18 protein-coding genes, 1 tRNA gene and 1 riboswitch are annotated in these 20,365 nt (G+C 53.2%); of the genes, 14 read left to right on the plus strand and 5 right to left on the minus strand.

The window, feature by feature from the left end; all coding sequences use genetic code 11:
• Positions 1 to 115: 115 nt before the first annotated feature.
• A complete protein-coding gene (locus tag OCL06_RS10835; RefSeq protein WP_505606709.1) occupies positions 116 to 2,200 on the minus strand; it encodes a tRNA(Met) cytidine acetyltransferase TmcA domain-containing protein in 2,085 nt (694 codons plus the stop codon).
• 60 nt (positions 2,201 to 2,260) lie between these two features.
• Between OCL06_RS10835 and OCL06_RS10840 the strand changes: the two genes are divergently transcribed.
• Positions 2,261 to 2,692 carry an acyl-CoA thioesterase gene (locus OCL06_RS10840; protein WP_262994415.1) on the plus strand — a complete coding sequence of 144 codons (432 nt, stop codon included), beginning with the start codon at positions 2,261 to 2,263 and terminating at the stop codon, positions 2,690 to 2,692.
• A 21-nt stretch (positions 2,693 to 2,713) separates the two neighbouring features.
• Here the strand turns inward: OCL06_RS10840 and OCL06_RS10845 are convergent, their stop codons facing one another.
• Positions 2,714 to 4,477, minus strand: coding sequence for a helix-turn-helix domain-containing protein (locus tag OCL06_RS10845; RefSeq protein ID WP_262994417.1), 1,764 nt, complete (start codon positions 4,475 to 4,477; stop codon positions 2,714 to 2,716).
• A gap of 360 nt (positions 4,478 to 4,837) precedes the next feature.
• Positions 4,838 to 4,941: riboswitch (TPP riboswitch) on the plus strand.
• A gap of 55 nt (positions 4,942 to 4,996) precedes the next feature.
• Here OCL06_RS10845 and OCL06_RS10850 point away from each other — a divergent pair.
• The 7 genes from OCL06_RS10850 to rimI all read left to right on the plus strand — a co-directional run bounded on the left by OCL06_RS10850 (position 4,997) and on the right by rimI (position 9,892).
• The gene (locus tag OCL06_RS10850) at positions 4,997 to 7,054 is read left to right on the plus strand and encodes a TonB-dependent receptor (RefSeq protein WP_262994419.1); all 2,058 of its coding nucleotides are present in this window, start codon (positions 4,997 to 4,999) and stop codon (positions 7,052 to 7,054) included.
• Positions 7,055 to 7,064: 10 nt separating this feature from the next.
• Positions 7,065 to 7,328, plus strand: coding sequence for a hypothetical protein (locus tag OCL06_RS10855; protein ID WP_262994421.1), 264 nt, complete (start codon positions 7,065 to 7,067; stop codon positions 7,326 to 7,328).
• Entirely contained in the window at positions 7,328 to 7,945 is a 618-nt protein-coding gene (locus OCL06_RS10860; protein WP_262994423.1) for a nicotinamide mononucleotide transporter family protein, read from the plus strand. Before OCL06_RS10855 ends, OCL06_RS10860 begins: the two co-directional genes overlap by 1 nt.
• Positions 7,923 to 8,726, plus strand: coding sequence for a choline/ethanolamine kinase family protein (locus OCL06_RS10865; protein ID WP_262994425.1), 804 nt, complete (start codon positions 7,923 to 7,925; stop codon positions 8,724 to 8,726). Before OCL06_RS10860 ends, OCL06_RS10865 begins: the two co-directional genes overlap by 23 nt.
• Positions 8,727 to 8,832: 106 nt before the next feature.
• Positions 8,833 to 8,909, plus strand: a tRNA-Trp gene (locus OCL06_RS10870).
• A gap of 62 nt (positions 8,910 to 8,971) precedes the next feature.
• Complete coding sequence (locus OCL06_RS10875; RefSeq protein WP_262994427.1) at positions 8,972 to 9,445, plus strand: hypothetical protein; 474 nt, start codon at positions 8,972 to 8,974, stop codon at positions 9,443 to 9,445.
• Positions 9,446 to 9,448: 3 nt separating this feature from the next.
• Positions 9,449 to 9,892, plus strand: coding sequence for a ribosomal protein S18-alanine N-acetyltransferase (gene rimI, locus OCL06_RS10880; protein ID WP_262994429.1), 444 nt, complete (start codon positions 9,449 to 9,451; stop codon positions 9,890 to 9,892).
• 114 nt (positions 9,893 to 10,006) lie between these two features.
• On the opposite strand, the gene OCL06_RS10885 is transcribed toward rimI, so the two are convergent.
• Complete coding sequence (locus tag OCL06_RS10885) at positions 10,007 to 11,113, minus strand: Gfo/Idh/MocA family protein (protein WP_262994431.1); 1,107 nt, start codon at positions 11,111 to 11,113, stop codon at positions 10,007 to 10,009.
• Between the two features lie 263 nt (positions 11,114 to 11,376).
• On the opposite strand from OCL06_RS10885, the gene OCL06_RS10890 reads away from it, so the two are divergent.
• The 6 genes from OCL06_RS10890 to lysS all read left to right on the plus strand — a co-directional run bounded on the left by OCL06_RS10890 (position 11,377) and on the right by lysS (position 18,779).
• Positions 11,377 to 11,679, plus strand: coding sequence for a 2OG-Fe(II) oxygenase (locus tag OCL06_RS10890; protein WP_262994432.1), 303 nt, complete (start codon positions 11,377 to 11,379; stop codon positions 11,677 to 11,679).
• Between the two features lie 173 nt (positions 11,680 to 11,852).
• Positions 11,853 to 13,433 carry a peptide chain release factor 3 gene (gene prfC, locus OCL06_RS10895; protein ID WP_262994434.1) on the plus strand — a complete coding sequence of 527 codons (1,581 nt, stop codon included), beginning with the start codon at positions 11,853 to 11,855 and terminating at the stop codon, positions 13,431 to 13,433.
• Positions 13,434 to 13,446: 13 nt separating this feature from the next.
• A complete protein-coding gene (gene argS / locus OCL06_RS10900) occupies positions 13,447 to 15,177 on the plus strand; it encodes an arginine--tRNA ligase (RefSeq protein WP_262994436.1) in 1,731 nt (576 codons plus the stop codon).
• Between the two features lie 168 nt (positions 15,178 to 15,345).
• Positions 15,346 to 15,924, plus strand: a complete 579-nt coding sequence (locus OCL06_RS10905) for an NADPH-dependent FMN reductase (protein WP_262994438.1) — start codon at positions 15,346 to 15,348, stop codon at positions 15,922 to 15,924.
• 180 nt (positions 15,925 to 16,104) lie between these two features.
• A protein-coding gene (gene prfB / locus OCL06_RS10910; RefSeq protein WP_262994440.1) for a peptide chain release factor 2 occupies positions 16,105 to 17,203 on the plus strand; the annotation gives its coding sequence in 2 pieces (ribosomal slippage) (positions 16,105 to 16,179 and positions 16,181 to 17,203; 1,098 coding nt in all).
• Between the two features lie 25 nt (positions 17,204 to 17,228).
• The gene (gene lysS, locus OCL06_RS10915) at positions 17,229 to 18,779 is read left to right on the plus strand and encodes a lysine--tRNA ligase (RefSeq protein WP_262994442.1); all 1,551 of its coding nucleotides are present in this window, start codon (positions 17,229 to 17,231) and stop codon (positions 18,777 to 18,779) included.
• On the opposite strand, the gene OCL06_RS10920 is transcribed toward lysS, so the two are convergent.
• Together OCL06_RS10920 and OCL06_RS10925 are read right to left on the minus strand one after the other, a co-directional pair.
• Entirely contained in the window at positions 18,766 to 19,659 is an 894-nt protein-coding gene (locus tag OCL06_RS10920; protein WP_262994444.1) for a ketopantoate reductase family protein, read from the minus strand. The two genes, lysS and OCL06_RS10920, sit on opposite strands and share 14 nt — an antisense overlap.
• Positions 19,649 to 20,365: a TIGR01621 family pseudouridine synthase gene (locus OCL06_RS10925; protein ID WP_262994446.1), complete on the minus strand. Its 717-nt coding sequence runs from the start codon at positions 20,363 to 20,365 to the stop codon at positions 19,649 to 19,651. Before OCL06_RS10925 ends, OCL06_RS10920 begins: the two co-directional genes overlap by 11 nt.

Genomic DNA, 20,365 nt, shown 5'->3' on the forward strand with positions numbered 1-20,365 from the left:
TAGCAGCATTTGTTGCAGTCATCGCGCGTCGCGACGCGCAGGCTCAGCGATGTCGCGTACCCTCGCTTGTACAGACATCTATCCCCGAAAAATCTTTCAGAGATACAACGAAGAATTATTGCTGCGCAATAATGGCTATCGCGTTGGCCACTTCTTGTTGCAATGCAGACTTGGTCGCCGCTTTGCTGGCAAGGCCCGCCCGTTGCTGCAGAGCCGCAGCCGGTAAGGGCAGGTGATGAAGTATTGCCAGTAAAGGAAAAGTGTCCTCGTTAGCGTGAATTGGCGGATGGGAGGCGAGCCACGCCAAGCTTGCAATGCATTGGCTGCTATCACGGGTACCGTCAGCAAGCTGGCAGAGTTTACGCAGGTGCAGTGAAGCTAAGGACGTCTCGATGTGCTCGTCTGTCAGCGGCAGGCGTCCGTCTAGCACAGCGGCTTCCAATGCGCAGTGAGTCTGCAATTGCTCTGTGTAGCTGGAAAAGGTTGCGCTGAGTGGTTTCACCACCAGCGCGCTCTGCCGGCCACTGGCTTTATCTGTTTTTACCCCATGATGCACCTGTATAAATGCATTGCTTGCCCAGAACGCCATCAACGGCGATGTAAAACCGAAGGAGCTGGTGATTGCGTCGATATGCTGATGGCGAGCCTCTTCACTCACAAAGGCCAGCAATTTACTGCCCACTTTCTGCTGACGGTATTCAGTTCGCACGGCTATACGGTTAACCCGCCAGTAACGGAGTCTGGCGAGCTGAGGGTCAGCCATCAGTAATGTTAAGCGCTGTGCACCCAGGTGCCCTTTAACCCGACGCTGGCCTGTGGCGATGTGAGCAGCGAGATCCTGAAGGCGTCGTCCTCCTTCCCGGTTAATGATTAGTGCGCCGATGATGTGCTTTTCATCTGCGCTGCAGACAATCGCTACGAGGACATCCGGGGCGTCAATCAGGCGCATAAGGTCGTCAGGCGTGGTCTGGTAATGTGCCACCATTAACAGCTGCATGACTTGCGCTAACGACGAGGGGGCTAACTGATCAAACCGGCACCAACGGTAGGTCAGTTCATCGGCAGGACACGTTGGGGCGGGGGAATGCTGATCGAATAGCAGCGTGCAATTAAGAAAGCGCTCAACCGGGTCGTTGTCGGCCCAGCGTACCGGCTGCGTTAAGGTGTAGTGGCGGGCATCGGCACGGTCGCTCAGAAAAGCCGGGACAAACCGCTGTACAAAGCCCTGCCCGCTACCTTCATAGCCGTCCAGCGTGGTCGTCAGTACACAGCGAGTGGCATGCTCTGTAATAGCTCGCAGCTGCGGAAGGGGCAGGGCGGCAGCTTCGTCAACAAATACCCAGTTAGGGTTGCGGGTAAGCAATTCGGGGTTATCCGGCGCTACCCAGCGCAAGCAGGCACCAGTCTCTTCATGTCGGCATATAAGTGGAGCGGTAAGATGCACATTCTTCGCCCGCGCCAGATGACGAAACACCGGTGTTACGGCCTCCTTTGCTGCACTGGTCAGCAAGACGGACGCTCCCTCGGCCATCAGGCGCGCAGCCAGCTGGCCAAGCAGCGCACTTTTTCCCCGCCCTCTGGGTGCAGTAATGATAGCGCTGTGCGCACCCTCCTTATCAGCGAAGAACTGCGCATATGCACGAGCCTGATCGGACGTGGCAAACGGCGGGTCAGCAGAAATCAGTGCTGGCGCTTCAAGCGAGCCGGGCAGCGTCAATTTGTGTGAGTAAATACCGAGGTCGGGATCCTGTTGCGCCTGGGCGATCACATACTGCAGGTATTTACTGTTGGTGAGTGTCCAGCCGTGGGAAAGAAAGTGGGTGTCCAGCACTGCCGGGTCGGTGGGCCAGGCGTCCAGCGGGGGAGCCAGGATAAGTAGCCGACCACTCCGCTTTATGGTGCCTGCCAGTGCCAGCAGGGCTGACGGCCGAAACGGGCCTGTAGCATCGAACACGGCAATATTATATTCACTGCCCAGCAGCTTCTTGTGCTGAGACAGTGGCACGGCGTACGTTGTCGACGCAGGCGGCGCTTCGCCGAGCCAGCAACTCACTGTGTCGGGTGGCGCCTGGTCAAGTAAGGTTCGGGCGCTACATCGAGCATCGTGCCTCGCAATCAACAGACACTGGCGGTGAATCTGTGTCTTGCTGTCCTGCCTTTTGTAGCTATAAAGCCAGTTATTTAGCTTTGCTAACGCCATAATCGCTGAAATTCGGTATACTAAAGCAAAGATTCTAACGACTAACTACAAGGAATACGAATGCGATTTCTGTCCCGCCGCCTGGTAATGCCCAGTGATCTTAACTATGCCAATTCACTGTTTGGCGGCCGAGCTCTGGAGTGGATTGATGAAGAGTCGGCGATTTACGCCATCTGCCAGCTAGAAACGAACTGTCTGGTAACCAAGCACATTGGTGAAATTAACTTTGAGTCCCCGGCAATGCAGGGCGATATTGTTGAGTTCGGTCTTGAAACCACTGCGGTGGGGCGTACTTCGATTAAAGTCAGTTGTCTGGTACGCAACAAAGCCACTAAGAAAACGATCTGCCTGGCAGATGATATCGTGTTTGTTAAGGTCGATCCGGTCACCCGCCAGCCCGTGCCCCATGGCAAAACGCTGGAAGGCCTGGTGACTCAAACAGAAGAGGAAGTACGCAGCCTCAATTTGCTGCCGAAGCGCGACGAAAAGTAAGCGGGCTTCAGCGCTGGCCGCTTAGCTGGCCAGCCAGTGAGTTAAGCGAGTGCGCTCATCATCGGACAGCTGCGTATAGGTGTTCAGTGACTCACGGGCAGCCTCTTTTCCATACAAGGTTGCGGTGACGGCAATATCGTGACAGGCGCGTACCCGGTAGGCCGGGGCCGCGTCGGCTTCCTCCGTGTCACCATGGCATAATGCCCACAATGACTGGTTAATACTTCCGGTCACTCCCCAGCGCAACAGCATCAGTGACGTCGAGCCATAGACACACAGGCCATAGTCTGCGCGTAGCGCCTGCACAAACTCCCCGAACGAAGCACTGTGTTGCCAGTGATTAATCGCACCGCTGACAAATAAACAATCGGCGTGGAATATCAGCAATAAAGATAACAGCCCGAACAACAGTAACTGTTTGGTTTGTTCTGAATTCTGATAATTGCTATCCATACACTGGCGAAACAACGTGTGACTTATCACCATACTGTCGATAAGCAGCGCGAGATCGCTGAACCGACTTTGTGTGGTCAGCAACTGTTGCGCAGAAAACAATACTGCCAGCTGTTTTATATTGGCCAGTCCCAGGTTACGACTGATTGCTTCATCCAGTGTCGCCGGTGGTTTACCGTAGGTGGCTCGACTGGCTTTGCCCATCAGGTGAGCCTGGAAAATAGGGTCGGAGTCTACGATGCTGCGTACCTGCGCCAGTGTCATGGTGTGGTCGTCAAGTTGCAACAAGCGGGTGACGGTATCCGGCAACGGGGGTAAATGCTCTACCACGTCAAGCAGATGGGAATTACCTTTTTGAAACTGTAACCGGTGGCCGAGTTTACGCAGCTGGCCTGCATTAATGCCACTGTATTCTTTCAGGCTGCGATCAAAAGAACGCCGATCGGCAAAGCCTAATTGCGTTGCCACGTCCTCCGTTTTGCCCCCTGCCAGCAAGTGTTGGCAGGCTCTGTCATGAATAAACTGACGTAACAGCTTACTGAATGTCAGCTCTTCCTGTTTAAGTTTGCGCCGAAATGCGGCTTCGCTCATGCCCAGTGCACCGGCCACGCTCTCCAGCCGCAGACGAGCCGGGTTAGCCACCTGCTCGAAGATTTCTTCCACCCGGGCTTTTAATGAAACCAGTGGCTCGTTCGCCAGTGCCCCGGCCAGGGCGTGCTTAATCTGGGCATTGTAGTAATAAGAAGGCGTGGTGAGCCAGTGGGTAGCGAAGGTCATGGCGATTTGATTATCTTCATGAATAGGGGAGTCGGAGAGTTCCCCTAACAAGTGACGTGCCAGCGCCGGCTGCGGAGCATGCATAGACTCAAAACAAAAATGACGGCCTGCGAGATGGCGACACATGCCCAATAATACATAGGCGTGCAGTATATCTGTCAGCGCGCAGTTACCTGCGGCCCAGGATAAATGCACTACGTCACCTTCCATTCTGAAATCAAGCCCACAGCGGGTATGGAACCAGCGCAATTGATGCTGACGAAGGGTAATCAGCATCTCATCAATGTTTTTTGCTGCGCTCAGGTAGACTGCCAGGGTGCCCATTTTATTGAAATCAAGATAGCCAATGAGTGAGCGACTGATCGTGTTGTACAGGCTGGCAGGGCAGAGGCTGGTTAACAATGCTGAAAGCTCTGCATCGGTGATACCGCCCTGTTCCAGCGCTTCGAGCATGAGCAGCGCACGCTCATCAGCCTGATCCTGATGTGCTGCATCCCGGCGCAATGACAATAACGATCTGACTATGGCTGACCAATATATTCCGTTTATCTTCACCCTTCCTCCTCTCTGGCTAAGTCTGCTTACAGAAGGTAGCCCGGTGCACAAAAGTGTCCTATTTGTACCTCCAGCTGTCCTATCGTGTTCAAACCGTTCACAGTAAACTTGTACTATCAGTGAGCAGTGATAGCAAGAAGGGACGCAAATTGTTTACTGGCAGTCTGCGGTGTAACGGGCATACCGCCAACCTTGTCCTGACTTCTCGCAGCAAAAATAACGTAACGGCGCCCGAAGATGCCGACACGTAAAGTCGTACTGACTTCCTCGACGCCCGCCCTGTCTCATAGCGGGCGTTTTCTTTTTTTGTACCTTGACCCCAGACTGAATACTGTTAGACTCGCCGCTGGCTGCTCAATGCAGCGCACCAAGGGGTGCCGATATAGGCTGAGATCCACACCGTTGTGGGAACCCTGTTACCTGATCCGGATAATACCGGCGTAGGGATGGTTTACCTATCATAGCCTTATCACCTGCCGACATGCCGGATCTTTTTTTCATGATGAACAAGAGATCCAAATGAATAAACCCGTTTTACTGTTTTCCCTGTTTTCACTCCCGGTCTTAGCTCAGACAGACGTAGCCGATATTGAACGGATTAACGTTACCGGTGATTACCGTAAGGTGTCGCTGGACCAACTCGCCAGCAGCGCGACCATACTGGATGCCACGCGCCTCGCCAGTCGTCAGACGTCACACATAGACGGACTGCTCAATGCCGCGCCAAACGTTAATTTTGCCTCAGGCGCATCCCGGGGACGCTTTATTCAAATACGGGGCATCGGTGAGCGAAGTCAGTTTTCTGAGCCGGTAAACCCGTCGGTCAGCTTTCTGGTTGATGAATTTGATTTTTCCGGGCTGGCTGCGTCTGGATTGCTGTTCGACACGCAGCAGGTTGAGGTTTTCCGCGGTCCCCAGGCCACCTTGTTTGGCACTGGTGCGCTGGCCGGCGCGGTGAAATTGCAGAGCCACCAGCCGGGCAGCGATGCGCCTTCGCTGATGGAGGTGCGGGTGGCCAACAAAGACAGCTACCGGCTTCAACTGGCTCACGGAGATGAGCTTACCCCCGACACTGCGTATCGGGCAGCGGTGGTGCATAACAGCAGCGACGGATTTGTTGAGAATACCTTCCTGAATAAAGATAACACCAACAACCTGAATGAGTCTGCTGCCCGCCTCGGGCTGGTCAGCCAGCTCGACGACATCACCCGGATATCGCTGAACTACCGGTTTTATGACATTGATAACGGCTACGATACCTTCTCACTGGACAATGACCGTTTTTCACGAGCCGATGACCCCGGTTTCGATGAACACCAGACCCATGCTTTCAGTGCGCGCAGTACCATGACCTTTGCCGCTGGCGACCTGGACTTCATTGCTACCCACGCCTCGCACAATATTGCCTATGGCTATGACGAAGACTGGACCTTTATGGGCTTTCACCCGTGGGGTTACACCTCGTTTGACGCCTATTTTCGCGAAATTGATACCCAGACTGCGGAGCTGCGGTTTACGTCATCGCCAGCCAGTGCCCTGTTAGGTGGTGCTATGAGTTGGGTAGTAGGTGCTCACTATAAAGGCAGTGAAGAGGACTTGCTACGGGAATATACCTATGCAGATGCTGACTTTATCAGTGAGTACAAGCCCGTCACTACCTCGGTATACACACAAACCGAAACAGTACTGAGCGATGCGCTGAGCCTGACTTTGGGTCTGCGGGTTGAAAACTTTGACTTTTCTTATGCTGACAGTGATGGCAGCGTGGGTAGCGAGACGACCACTATGGTCGGCGGCAAAGTTGCACTTCAATACATTGCTGGCGAACACTTCTGGTACGGCAGTATTTCCCGGGGCTACAAAGGCGCGGGCATTAACCCTGACCAACGGGTAAGCGAAGAAAAACGCTTCTTCGACGCTGAATATAACTGGAATTACGAAGTTGGGGTGAAAGGACCGTTACTGAACACGGATATCATGATGCGTGCAGCCGTGTTCCATATGCGGCGGGATAATACCCAGGTAAATGATTTCGACGTACGCATACGCGAAGACGGGACCCCGGAGTTTATTGATATTATTGATAACGCCGACCTGGGCACCAACCAGGGCGCTGAACTGGAATTAAGCTGGCAGGTCACGCCAAGCTGGCAGTTGCAAACCAGCATGGGGTACCTTGATGCCACTTTTGAAGGTTATACCACGGCAGACGGCACGCAGGTTGATAAGCAGCGTCAGGCCCAGGCACCGGAGTTCACGGCGAACATCTTCAGTGAAGTGGCTATCTTCAGTGATACCCTGTGGCGGTTAGATATCGACTTTAAAGATGAATACCGGTTTTCCGATGGCCACGACGTGACTGCGCCAGCTACCACGCTGGTGAATACCGAACTGGTGCTGTTGAGGGATGACTGGACAACGACTTTCTGGGTACAGAACCTGTTCAAAAAGACCTATTACGTGCGTGGCTTTGGCGGCTTCAGCAACGATCCCCGGGATCTATATGCGTTTGACGAGCCTTACTATCAGCTAGGCGACGGTCGGCAATACGGGATCACGGTACAATACACATTTTAAGGAGCGGACTATGCAAGTTATGGTTGAATTATCGCTTTACCCGTTGCAGGACGACTGTATTGCGACGATATCTGCGTTTATTAAACGCCTGCACCACTACGATGGGCTGTCATTAACGACAACCTCTACCAGTACCCAAATTACCGGGGAGTATGCACGGGTGATGGAGGTGCTGGGTGATGAAATGCAGCGTACCCACGAGGAAGTGGGGCAGGCTGTGTTCGTGGCGAAGTTTCTGAACTTTGATGCCATGCAAAGCCGGAAAAACGACTGATGGAACAGGCGGTAACGCAATTTGTGCAGCAGATCCTGGCCACTTCAGCGGCCGAATGGATCGCCGTGACGCTGGCCCTCGCCTATGTGTGGCTGGCGGCCCGGCAAAACAGCTGGTGCTGGGCGTGCGCATTTGCCAGTACCGCCATCTATACCTGGCTGTTCTGGCAGGTCACCCTGCCTTTTCAGTCAGCGCTGAACTTCTATTACATGATCATGGCAGGTTATGGCTATTACCAGTGGAACCGGGGCGGCAGCGATACAGCACCGGTCCGTTCCTTGTCGTGGTGGTGGCATGCGCTACTCATCCCCGGCATGCTGGGGCTGGCCTGGGTGCTGGCGGGGCTCGCCGAATCTCAGTTTCAGAGTGAACATTTGTATCTTGATGCCAGTATTCACTTGCTAAGTGTCGTGACCACCTTTATGGTTGCACATAAGATCTTACAAAACTGGCTGTACTGGTTTGTTATAAACCTCGCATCTGCCTACCTGTTCGCGCAATCCGGACTGATGCTGTCGGCCTGTTTATTCCTGGGGTACGTGGGGTTTTCGGTGTACGGCTACCGGGAGTGGTGGAAGCAATGGAAAGTGCAGCATGCAGCAAGCGAGTATCATTAATACCCTCAGCGTTCCGCTGGGGCTGAGTGACGAGGCCGCGTTACAGCCCTTAAATGGCGGGGCGGTCAATCACGTCTATCTGCTTACCGATGGTGAGCAGCAACTGGTCGTAAAATGGACCGGTGCCGATACATTCAGTGGTATCGACCGCTTTCATCAATATGTATTGCAGGAACAGCTCGCCCAGCGCGAACTGGCCCCGCAACCCATTTGGCTGAGCGACGACGAAAGCCTGTGGGTGGAAAAATACATTCCCCCGGGCACCACGCACAATACCAATAATGTGGTGTTGCTGGGAGAGGTTCTGGCCGCCATTCATGCCCAGCCCATTACCGCCCGGCCGTTACAGTTAACCAAACGCTGGCAGCACTATATCCAGTCTGCCCAGCTGTCACCTTCAAGCCCTCTTGTACGTCAGGCCAATGTGCTGAATGAAACCCTGCACTTGGATTATGATGATGACAATGTGTTGGCGTTTTGCCATAACGACCTGTCTTTCGGGCACGTGTTATCGGCCCAGCCGCCCGTGGTGGTAGACTGGGAGTATGCCGGTATGGGGAACCGCTTTTTTGATTTGGCAGGCTGCGCCGCAATAAACAACATGAACGACACCGATTGCGCCACGTTATGCGAAGCCTATGCTGAAGCGGCCATGTTGAGTGTGCCGGAAGTTTCGCGTCAGTTTGCCGAGCAACAAGCTGTGGTAGAGGTGACATACGCGTTATGGCAGGCCGCCTTAGACAGCCAGCGTGAGCGTCGCTGCGAGGCGACCCCGGAATAAATCGTCTGTTAATTGTTCGAATTGGTTAATGCTTCAGCGACCGTCCCGCAACGGGTAGAAAAGTACTTTACCTTTTACATTTCGTACGTATAATTCACAGCGCGCTAGGGGTGTAGTTCGAATTGGTAGAACAGCGGTCTCCAAAACCGATGGTTGGGGGTTCGAGTCCCTCCACCCCTGCCATTTTCCCTTGTACTGCGCTACACTCTCTGCACTTTCATCTAACTGAATTTCCCTCAAATATAATGCTGTCTGACTATCAACGTGCTGTATTACAGGTAATGGGTATTCCGGTATGGGAAGCTCAGGTGTTGCCCCAGGAAAAAACATCTGGTGATAGCACTGGTCAGCCTGAAACCGCACAGACTCGCCCAGCGGGAAGTGGACGCCCGGTGGCTGACGGAGCCGCCAGACTGGCCGCGCTTCGCGCTCAGGTTACCACCAGTGATGACAAAGTTGCTAAGCCTGCGGCATCACCGAAGTCAGATACCCGCACCACGCGGTCGCTGACAGCAGAAGAGAGTCAGCATGCCGCCGCGTTGCTGAAAGATATTCAGCTGGCTGCCGAGAGTATCAATAGCGAACACACGCCGCTTGAGTTTGAAATAGGCGATGCCATGGCGAAAAGCGCTGGCCGCATTACCTTCCCGCAATCGCCCGTCACGTTGAGTGCCGCCCAGAAACGTCAGCTATGGCAACTGCTTTGGCAGCCCGGCTAAACCATGGGTAACGTAAGAACAATGCAGGCAGCGGATATTCCCGCCGCCTATGCTATTCACCAGCAGGCTCAGCCTCGCCCCTGGTCGCCAGCCACCTTTGAAGATTGCACCCATACTCCCTACCACGGCCTGGTGGCTGAAAATGATTCGGTCGCAGGTTATGCACTTATTTTATGTGTTGCCGATGAAGCCACGCTGATGGATATTGCAGTGGCCGAATCTGCGCGCCGCAGCGGCACCGGCAGTGCACTGCTCAGTCGCGTTATTCAGTATTGCCAGCAGTGCGGAATGCGCAGCTTGTTCCTGGAAGTCCGCGCTAATAATCCCGCCGCCATCGGTTTATATCGCAAGTATGGCTTTGAGCAAATCGACACCCGAAAAGGCTATTACAACACGCCCGAAGGTAAAATCGATGGCGTGATCATGCGCCGGGCACTTACAGCCTAGCTGACGCTCACCGGTACTGCGCTTTATTAACAGCCCTGGCAAACCCGTTATACAAAGCGTGTCGCCAGACGTAAGTGTCAGTGGCGCTGCGCAGCATCAATACCGCGCAGAACGCTACTTCAGCTGCACTGTTTTCCCTGTCTTTGCACTCTTTCTTGCTGCATCCAGAATTTCCACCACTATCATGTTGTTTTGAAGGGCTGATAAGTCGTGTGGAGCCACTGAAATGTCGCCATTAATAACGGCTTTAAAGTAGTGGAAGGGATCATGATAAGGGGCTTTCCGTTCGGGCAGCGTTTGCTTAGTCTCTGTAAAGTCATCATAACCTTCTGCGTGGCGCAGGCGATAGTCATACCGGTTGTCAGCGTACACCGCCCCGGTTTCACCATATATCTCCATGTCTTTGCGCCCAATCGGCCAGTTCCATGAACCTTGTACAATCGCGTTAGCGTTGTCGTACCCTAAAATGATGATCGCTTCGTCATCAACTTTGGGGTTGTTCTCACGCTGTAACTGCTGCGTGAACGCTGTGACACTGCCAGGCTTTTTGCCTTCCATCAGCCAGGTCATTAAGTTTGCTCCATAACAGCCGAAGTCGACGATAGCACCGCCGCCGTTTTGTTCAGGATCCACTAACCAGTCTAAAAACTCGCTGTTTATCCCTAATTTCGCCGGCCCTTTATGACCATCACGCACAATGACCTTGCGAATATCGCCGATTTCGCCGCTTTTTACAGCCTCATACGCGCTGTGATTGGACGGGTACCAGGTCGTTTCGTAGTTTGTGAGCAGGTGTATGTTGTGCTGCTCCGCAAGTTCTTGCATTTGCAGTGCATGCTCCATATTGATAGCCAGCGGCTTTTCAACCATCACATGCACACCTTTTGGTGCCGCTTTCTGCACCACCTCAAGATGCTCATAAATGGTGCCAAATGCGGTGATGGCCTCAATGTCTTCGGCGGCAAACATGGCGTCCATGGAGTCATACACTTTATCCATCGAATAGTTGTGTTGTCTGGCGTACCGCTGCGCGAGATCTTTGTTTTCCTCTACAATGGCAACGATCTCGAATTCACCTTGCTTCTCACTGTCAAAAATCCAGTGAACATGGGTATGCGTGAGGCCCACAACTCCTATTTTCAGTTTTTCTGCGGCATGCACAGGGGCTACGGACAAGGCCATTAGCACCGTGCCTATCACTTTTCCGAATGATACTCTCATTGTTTCTCCTGTAAGTGGGTTGAGCACTTCACCATACTATTGCCGGTCAGCAACGAATGAGTATTTACTGATTCTGTCTGACTTTGTTACCTCATTGGCCGGGACTTTTGATAGCCCTGTGTACCGCTCCCGCGTTAAAAACCACTTTAAATAGACTCAGCATCGCTTGCATATAACGAGGAAGTATAGACTGACAATAGGCGGCGGATTAATGGTATGTCAGACTTGAACAAGTGTTCAGCAAACGAGGCCTGAAAGCCAGTATGACAAAAGTAACCAACCAGACGTTGTTTTCCGCCAGGCGACTATCGGTCAATCTTGTGACGTATCCTCAGGGGCACAAAGTGTTGCGCCACAACGACCCGATGGGCAGTGGCCGCTACTATAAACTCAATGTAGTGCTGCAGAAGCCTGAAAAGGGGGGCGTATTTCATGCCGATAAACTGATATTCAGTTTATTTAACAGGGTGTTTCTGTTTCGGCCTGATCTGCATAGTCACAGCGTGACCAAAATTGAACAGGGGCAGAGAAAGTTACTTTCTGTAGCGCTTAACTTACCTGGGTAATCACAGGTTACCGGTCATTAAACAAGGCTAAAACTGCATTACACCAGACAAACACGAAAGTAATACTAAGCGGCGAAAGGTAACCGGCTGTCCTGGCCATCCATCAGGCATTCAAATTCAGGCCATAAGCGGGTACAATTCGCGCCCTTAATATCAACAACCCAGAATGCTGCATGTCATTAGCTCAAGAAATTGCCAAACGGCGCACGTTTGCGATCATTTCGCACCCCGACGCCGGTAAAACGACCATTACCGAAAAAGTTCTGCTGTTCGGCCGTGCGCTGCAGACCGCAGGAACGGTAAAGGGGAAGAAGTCTGGTCAACACGCTAAGTCTGACTGGATGGAAATGGAAAAAGAGCGGGGGATCTCTGTGACTACCTCCGTGATGCAGTTTCCCTATAGCGATCATCTGGTAAATCTGCTGGATACCCCGGGGCACGAAGACTTCTCGGAAGATACTTACCGGACACTGACTGCGGTCGATTCCTGTCTGATGGTGATTGATGCAGCGAAAGGGGTCGAGGCACGTACCCGTAAACTCATGGAAGTCACCCGGTTGCGGGACACCCCCATTCTGACGTTCATGAACAAGCTTGACCGCGATATCCGTGATCCTATGGAATTGCTGGACGAAGTAGAAACCGAGCTGGATATTTTGTGTGCGCCGATCACCTGGCCGATTGGCAGTGGCAAAGGGTTCAAAGGTGTTTACCACCTGTACCGCGATGAAGTTATTTTGTATCAGAGCGGGCAGGGCCACACGATCCAGGACGTGCGTATTATTAACGGGTTAGATAACCCGGACGTCGAGGCGGCGGTAGGCAGTGACTTAGCAGAGACGTTACGCGATGAGCTGGAACTGGTGCGCGGCGCCTCCAATGAGTTCGATAAAGAGCTGTTTCTGGATGGGCAGTTGACCCCGGTTTTCTTCGGTACTGCACTCGGTAACTTTGGCGTGGATCATATGCTTGACGGGCTGGTGGAATGGGCGCCTGCGCCACAGGGTCGGGAAACCGAAGACGGCAGTATTGAGGCCAGCAGTGACACTTTCAGTGGCTTCGTGTTTAAAATACAGGCCAATATGGATCCCCGTCACCGTGACCGTATTGCGTTTTGTCGCATTGTGTCAGGCAAATACCAGAAAGGCATGAAGATGCGTCACTCACGCATCAATAAAGATATCCGTATATCCGATGCACTGACGTTCCTGGCGGGCGACCGAGAGCTACTTGAAGAAGCCTACGCTGGTGACATCATTGGCTTGCATAACCACGGCACCATCCGGATTGGTGATACCTTCACTGCGGGCGAAAATTTCCGGTTTACCGGTATCCCTAACTTTGCGCCTGAGTTGTTCAAGCGCATCCGTCTGCGCGATCCGCTCAAGCAAAAGCAACTGCTGAAGGGGCTTATTCAGTTATCAGAAGAAGGGGCGGTGCAGGTGTTCCGGCCCATGGCAAATAACGATCTGATTGTCGGGGCGGTGGGCGTGCTGCAGTTTGACGTGGTGGTTGCCCGCCTGAAAGCGGAATACAATGTAGATGCGCTGTATGAACACGTAAACGTGAGTACGGCCCGCTGGGTATACAGCAACGACGAGAAAAAGCTGGATGAGTTCCGCCGTAAGGCCGAGCAGAACCTGGCGCTGGATGGCGGCGATAACCTGACGTACATTGCGCCGACCATGGTGAACCTGCAGCTATCGCAGGAACGCTACCCGGATATTGAATTTAAGCATACGCGCGAACATTAAGATTAAGACAACTATGAATATACATGCATTATTGGTAAACCGGTTTGCCGAAGCGCTGGAAAAACTCGACGTTACTGACGCGCCGGTTCCGGTATCGCGCAGCGCGCGTCCCGAGTTTGGTGAGTACCAGTTTAATGGCGCCATGGCGCTGGCCAAAAAGCTTAAACAGAAGCCCCGCGATATTGCTGAGCGTATCCTTGAGGCCGTAACCCTGGATGATGTGGCAGAAAAGCTGGAAATTGCCGGTCCGGGTTTTATCAATATTCACCTCAAAGACGCCTGGCTGGCCAATCAGTGTGAGCTGGCGCTGCACGATCCCCGCCTGGGCATAGCGAAAGCGCCGCAGCAGAATGTGGTGGTAGACTACTCGTCACCGAATCTGGCGAAAGAAATGCACGTGGGTCACCTGCGTACCACTATCATCGGTGATGCCGTGGTGAAGGTACTGGAATTTTTAGGCCACAATGTTATTCGTCAGAATCACATGGGTGACTGGGGTACCCAGTTTGGCATGCTGCTGGCGCATCTGTCAGACAAGCTTCAGGAAGAAGTTGCCGAAACGGCATTGTCAGATCTGGAAGATTTCTACCGTGAAGCCAAGATCCGCTTCGACGAGGAAGAAGGTTTTGCTGATCGCGCCCGTGAGTACGTCGTTAAGCTGCAAGGCGGTGATGAACGATGCATCGCGTTGTGGGAGCGTTTCATTGACATCTCTATCAAACATTCTGAAGAGGTGTATGAAAAGCTGAATGTCAGCCTGACCCGTGACGACATCATGGGCGAGTCGGCGTATAACCACGACCTGGCCAATGTGGTCGCTGAGCTTAAAGCTCAGGGCATCGCGGTAGAAGACCAGGGCGCACAGGTGGTATTTTTACCCGAGCTTGCAGACAAAGAAGGCAACCCGGCGGTGTATATTGTACAAAAGTCGGGTGGCGGTTACCTGTATGCCACTACCGATCTGGCAGCCATGCGTTATCGCAGCGGCAAACTTAATGCCGATCGTACCCTCATTCTAACCGATGCCCGCCAGGCGCTACACTTTAAGCAAACCGAGCTGGTAGGGCGCAAAGCCGGCTTTATGCAACCAGAGCAGACCTACGAGCACTGCCCGTTCGGTATGATGCTGGGAAGTGACGGCAAGCCGTTTAAAACCCGCAGTGGCGGCACGGTGAAACTGGCGGCGTTACTGGATGAAGCCATTGAGCGGGCCGGCAATCTGATTGCCCAGCGTGACAGTGACCTTAGTGAGGTAGAGCTGAGTGACGTGGCGCGCAAAGTGGGTATTGGCGCAGTGAAGTATGCGGATCTCAGTAAAAACCGTACCACTGATTACATGTTTAACTGGGACAGCATGCTTAGCTTCGAGGGCAACACGGCCCCGTACCTGCAATATGCCTATACCCGGGTGAAAAGTATCTTCCGTAAGGCTGGCGTGTCACTGGCTACACTACCCGGTGAAATCACTCTTACTGAACCCCAGGAGCACCACCTTGCCGTGCTGTTAATGCAGTTCGAAGAAGTGATTAATGTGGTTTCACGGGATGCCACACCACACGTACTGTGTACGTATCTGTATGATGTGGCCAGCGCCTTTATGTCGTTTTATGAGGCCTGTCCAATCCTGAAAGACGACACCGCCCAGCCGGTGCGCGAGAGTCGTCTGGCGCTGGCAGCGCTGGTTTCCAGAACCCTGGAACGGGGTCTGGCGCTACTGGGTATCGATACGCTCGAAAAAATGTAACAGTCGGCGTAGACTGGCGAAATAAAGGCAGTGTGATTACACTGCCTTTTTTATTGCTGGTAGTAAACGTGGACACCCAGTTGGGGTGCCTGACGTATTATGCTAGCCGGCCTGCGCAAACAAACAGGTCGCCTGACAATAACAATGACAGTAACACTGGAGCATACTATGGCGAAATTACTGGCCTTTGCCGGCAGTACCCGCAAGCAATCATTTAATCAGTCTGTGCTGGATGTGGCCGTCGCTGGCGCCCGGGAAGCGGGTGCAGAGGTGACTGAAATATCTTTGGCCGACTTCGACATGCCACTGTTCAATGAAGATGAGGAAGCCGAACACGGCATTCCAGCCTCTGCACAGGCATTCAAAGAACTGATGATGTCTCACGACGGCTTTCTGATTGCCTCACCGGAATACAATTCCGCATACCCGGCGATACTGAAAAATGCCATCGACTGGGCTTCCCGCCCCGCCGGAGATGAAAAAATTCTGGCAGCATTTCGCGGCAAGGTAGCCGGGATCATGGCGGCCTCGGCCGGCGGTCTGGGTGGCTTGCGGGTGCTGGTGGTACTACGCATGCTGTTGGAAAACCTCGGCACCATGGTAATGCCCACTCAGCGCGCAGTCGCCAAGGTCGATACCCTGAGAAACGATGACGGCACCATTAGCGACGAAAAAACCATCAAACAACTTAAAGCGCTGGGTAAACAAACCGCTGAACTTGCCCGCAAAATGCGCGCAGACAGTTAAACAGTCAAAAAAACGGTGTGCTCGCAGCTGGCGACGCACCGGCAATTTCTTTGCGCTTTCTCGCGCCCACGCTATCAAAATTGTCGTAAATTCGTTACTATCCGCGGTCTTGTACGAAATGCGTAACGCAAGATAGCGGTCTGCTGTCTGCGTGTTTGATCAAAGGTAAATGCACAGACTATGTTTGAAACCAATCCTGTCTATCAATCGCTAAAAGACATCCGTGAGCGTACCGAAGCGCTTAGGGGGTATCTTTGACTTCGATGCCAAGTCAGAGCGATTAGAAGAAGTTAACCGAGAGCTGGAAAACCCGGATGTTTGGAACGACCCTGAGCGGGCGCAGGCGCTGGGTAAAGAGAAGGTCGCCCTGGAGCAGGTGGTCGAAACCATTCAACACCTGGAGCAGGGCTCGGAAGATGTAGAAGGGCTGGTGGATCTGGCCGTAGAAGCAGAAGACGAAGAAACCTTCGAGGAAGCCCAGACCGAAATGCAGGGCCTGATCGAACAGCTGGAAAAGCTGGAATTCCGCCGGATGTTCTCCGGACCGAACGACAGCTGCTTTGCTTATATCGACTTACAAGCCGGTTCCGGTGGGACAGAAGCCCAGGATTGGGCAAACATGTTACTGCGTATGTACTTGCGCTGGGGCGAAGCCCATGGCTTTAAAACCGAGCTGATTGAAGTCTCCGATGGGGATGTGGCCGGTATTAAGAGTGCCACAATTCGCGTGGAAGGTGAGTATGCCTTTGGCTGGTTGCGTACCGAAACCGGGGTCCACCGGTTAGTGCGTAAATCGCCGTTCGATTCGGGCAATCGCCGTCATACCTCGTTCTCTTCGGCGTTTGTGTACCCGGAAATTGATGATGATATTGAAATTGATATCAATCCCTCAGACTTGCGGATAGACACCTACCGGGCATCCGGTGCGGGTGGTCAGCACGTTAACCGGACTGATTCTGCTGTACGGATCACTCACGAACCCACGGGGATAGTGGTGCAGTGTCAGAACGACCGTTCCCAGCACAAGAATAAAGATCAGGCGATGAAGCAGTTAAAAGCCAAGCTGTATGAGTTTGAGCTGCAAAAGCAAACCGCTGAAAAACAAGCCATGGAAGACAACAAGTCAGACATCGGGTGGGGCAGTCAGATACGCTCTTACGTGCTGGATGACTCACGCATTAAAGATCTGCGTACCGGGGTAGAAACCCGTAATACCCAGGCCGTGCTGGACGGCGACCTGGATAAATTTATCGAAGCGAGCCTGAAATCAGGTCTGTAAACGAACATGAGCAAGTGAACAGGTTATGACCGACCAACAAACAGACGAAAATAAATTGATTGCTGAGCGCCGGGCAAAACTGAGCGCAATTCGGGAACAATGCCGTGCCAACGGTTTCCCTAACGCTTTCCGTCGCGAAAATTATGCCGAAGAGTTGCAGGCAGAATTCGGTGAGCTGGACAAAGAAACGCTGGAAGCGAAAGGGCACCATGTAAGTATTGCCGGCAGGATCATGGCAAAACGCGGGCCGTTTTTACTGTTGCAGGATATGACTGGCCGGATCCAGGCCTACGCAGCGAAAGACGTGCAGAAAGACATTAAAGCCACCTATGGCGCGCTGGATATCGGCGACATTATCGGTGTGTCTGGCGCTCTGCATAAGTCGGGCAAAGGCGATTTGTACGTAAATATGGAAAAGTACCAGCTGCTGACCAAAGCTCTGCGTCCGCTGCCTGAAAAGTTTCATGGTCTGAGCGATCAGGAAACCAAGTACCGTCAGCGTTATGTTGACCTGATCACCAGTGAGCAAACCCGTCAGACGTTTATGGTGCGTAGCCGTATTATCAGCGGTATTCGGCAGTATCTGACAACCCGCAATTACCTGGAAGTGGAAACGCCGATGCTACAGGTCATTCCGGGTGGTGCCACGGCCAAGCCGTTTACTACTCACCACAATGCCATGGATATCGATATGTACCTGCGTATTGCGCCGGAACTGTATCTGAAACGCCTGGTAGTGGGTGGCTTCGAGCGTGTCTTCGAAATTAACCGTAACTTCCGTAACGAAGGCCTGTCTACCCGACACAACCCTGAGTTCACCATGCTTGAGTTTTATCAGGCGTATGCGGATTACCATGATCTGATGAACCTCACCGAAGATATGCTGCGTACCCTGGCGGAGGATATTCTGGGCACCACCACACTGGTTAACACTGTGCGGGATGCTGAGGGCAATGTGACTGAAGAGAAACAGTATGACTTCGGTCAGCCTTTCGAGCGTCTGAGCATGGGAGACGCCATCCTGAAATACTGGCCAGAGGCGAACGAGGCCGCTATCCGCGACCCGGAAGCCCATCTGGATGAGCTGAAAGCCATGGCCAAGCAGCTGCATATTAAAGAACCTGAAGTGGACGGGATCTGGGGTGCAGGTAAATACCTGTGCGAGATTTTCGAAGCCACGGCTGAAGAGAAGCTGGAGCAACCCACATTCATTACAGAATACCCGTGGGAAGTGTCACCGCTGGCTCGTCGTAATGACAATAACCCGTTTATTACTGACCGCTTTGAATTCTTTGTGGGTGGCCGGGAAATTGCCAACGGCTTCTCGGAGCTGAACGATCCTGAAGATCAGGCCGAACGGTTCCGCAAGCAGGTTGAAGAAAAAGATGCCGGTGATGACGAAGCGATGCACTTCGATGAAGACTATATCCGTGCGCTGGAGTATGGCTTACCGCCGACCGCCGGTGAAGGAATTGGTATTGATCGTCTGGCCATGCTGTTTACTGACAGCCCAACCATTAAAGACGTGATCCTGTTCCCGCACATGAAGCCGCAGGATAAACCTACTGCTGAGTAAGTGCGTGAATTTGTGAGACCAGAAGGGCATTGGCGGGAACGTCAATGCCCTTTTTCTTTGCCTGCGCTATCAGGTAGCCGTTGATCCCGGCTATTTCGGTGGGGCGCTGGTGGGCCACGTCCTGGTGCATGCTGGAATAGTTGTCAGCGGTGGCCCTGGCTACCTGATAAATTTGCGCCTGAAGCTCACTGGCAGATAACGGGTGGCTGCACGCACTGATCACCTGGGCAATTTCCCCGCTTAAACGGGCAATCAGCTGTTGGTATGCGGGCGACAGTAAGCCACCGTTCTGAATATCATTGAGCGCAGTGAGTGGATTAATCACGGCATTAATGGCCAGCTTATTCCAGAAAGCCTGAGCAACTTGAGGGTGCCAGTGTAACTCTGGCAGACAGGCTGACAGTAATTTCAGTACGCTCTTATCGTGGGCGTCTGGCTCGCCTGGACGCGCCCAGCGGCCGATGAGTGACTCGCCCATACCTGTTTGTCGAGTCTCCCGGGACGACACTTTCATGGCTGCCTGGCGGGTAGTGACTGAGTATATTGGCTGAACTATGCCTAGTTCCTGGGCTGCCTCATAACCGCCCATGCCATTATGCAGCAGTACCACCGGTGAGTCAGGGTGCAAAAACGGCTGCCATTGCTTCAGGGCAGCGTGAAGCTGATGCACCTTGAGTGGCAATAACAGGCAGTCGTTCTGAGTTAGTTTGGCAGACTCTGCGAATGCCTCTGGCAGGGTAATACTGATTCCCTGAAACAGGCTGACCTTTATGCGTGGACCGTTAGCCCGGGTAAAGACCCGGCAGGGCACTGAGGTATGATATGCCTGCGCCGCAATCAGTGAGCCTATCGCGCCCTGACCAACAATATTAAGGCGCATGACCACGCCCGGCAGCGGCTGAAGGTAACGGTGCAACGTGGGGCCAGGGCAGGTTATCCGGGGGCGGTTGATCGGCCAGCCAGGTAGTGAACTCCGGCGACAAGAAGTGCTGACCTTGCTGCGGGGCACTTACACACTGTATTTGTTCATCATTGTGGCAAAATGCCAGTGCCCAGGCGTGCAAATAAGTCCGATCAGCGCTGCCGCCACCGTAAAGTGAATCGCCTAATACAGCTGCGCCCAGGCTCTTTAAGGCCACCCGTATCTGGTGAGTTTTGCCGGTGTGGGGTTTAATCAGAAATCCTCGCAACCCGGGGGCCACACTGCTACTAAAAAACTGAGTAATGGCCGGGTTTTCCACCGTTTTAAGCAGGATGTGCTGACCGCCACGGCGGTTGCGCATATCGCCTTTGACGGTGCCCTGTTTCTTCTTCGGTTTTTGAGCGGACAGCGCAAGATAATACTTTTGAACCTGGCGGGTGGCGAACTGTTCTCCGATACTGGCAGCCGCGTCAGGGTGACGGGCCAGACACATCACTCCGGAGGTCACGGTATCCAGGCGGTGGCACAGATGAAGACCGGTGTAACCCGTGAGCGCACTGACCTGGCTCACTATGCCGTGGGTAGCATCATGCATTTCCACGCCCGGCGGTTTATGCACGATAAGAAAATCCGGGTGCTCTCGCAGGATGCGGACAGCCGCCAT

It is taken from the genome of Alteromonas salexigens, from assembly GCF_025628895.1.
GTDB classification, from domain to species: domain Bacteria; phylum Pseudomonadota; class Gammaproteobacteria; order Enterobacterales; family Alteromonadaceae; genus Alteromonas; species Alteromonas salexigens.

Bases quoted from the DNA above. Each gene is read 5' to 3' on its own strand.
- OCL06_RS10835 (WP_505606709.1), bottom strand. From the start codon at position 2,200: ATGGCGTTAGCAAAGCTAAATAACTGGCTTTATAGCTACAAAAGGCAG.
- OCL06_RS10840 (WP_262994415.1), top strand. From the start codon at position 2,261: ATGCGATTTCTGTCCCGCCGCCTGGTAATGCCCAGTGATCTTAACTAT.
- OCL06_RS10850 (WP_262994419.1), top strand. From the start codon at position 4,997: ATGAATAAACCCGTTTTACTGTTTTCCCTGTTTTCACTCCCGGTCTTA.
- OCL06_RS10855 (WP_262994421.1), top strand. From the start codon at position 7,065: ATGCAAGTTATGGTTGAATTATCGCTTTACCCGTTGCAGGACGACTGT.
- OCL06_RS10860 (WP_262994423.1), top strand. From the start codon at position 7,328: ATGGAACAGGCGGTAACGCAATTTGTGCAGCAGATCCTGGCCACTTCA.
- OCL06_RS10865 (WP_262994425.1), top strand. From the start codon at position 7,923: ATGCAGCAAGCGAGTATCATTAATACCCTCAGCGTTCCGCTGGGGCTG.
- OCL06_RS10875 (WP_262994427.1), top strand. From the start codon at position 8,972: ATGCTGTCTGACTATCAACGTGCTGTATTACAGGTAATGGGTATTCCG.
- rimI (WP_262994429.1), top strand. From the start codon at position 9,449: ATGGGTAACGTAAGAACAATGCAGGCAGCGGATATTCCCGCCGCCTAT.
- OCL06_RS10885 (WP_262994431.1), bottom strand. From the start codon at position 11,113: ATGAGAGTATCATTCGGAAAAGTGATAGGCACGGTGCTAATGGCCTTG.
- OCL06_RS10890 (WP_262994432.1), top strand. From the start codon at position 11,377: ATGACAAAAGTAACCAACCAGACGTTGTTTTCCGCCAGGCGACTATCG.
- prfC (WP_262994434.1), top strand. From the start codon at position 11,853: ATGTCATTAGCTCAAGAAATTGCCAAACGGCGCACGTTTGCGATCATT.
- argS (WP_262994436.1), top strand. From the start codon at position 13,447: ATGAATATACATGCATTATTGGTAAACCGGTTTGCCGAAGCGCTGGAA.
- OCL06_RS10905 (WP_262994438.1), top strand. From the start codon at position 15,346: ATGGCGAAATTACTGGCCTTTGCCGGCAGTACCCGCAAGCAATCATTT.
- lysS (WP_262994442.1), top strand. From the start codon at position 17,229: ATGACCGACCAACAAACAGACGAAAATAAATTGATTGCTGAGCGCCGG.
- OCL06_RS10920 (WP_262994444.1), bottom strand. From the start codon at position 19,659: ATGCGCCTTAATATTGTTGGTCAGGGCGCGATAGGCTCACTGATTGCG.
- OCL06_RS10925 (WP_262994446.1), bottom strand. From the start codon at position 20,365: ATGGCGGCTGTCCGCATCCTGCGAGAGCACCCGGATTTTCTTATCGTG.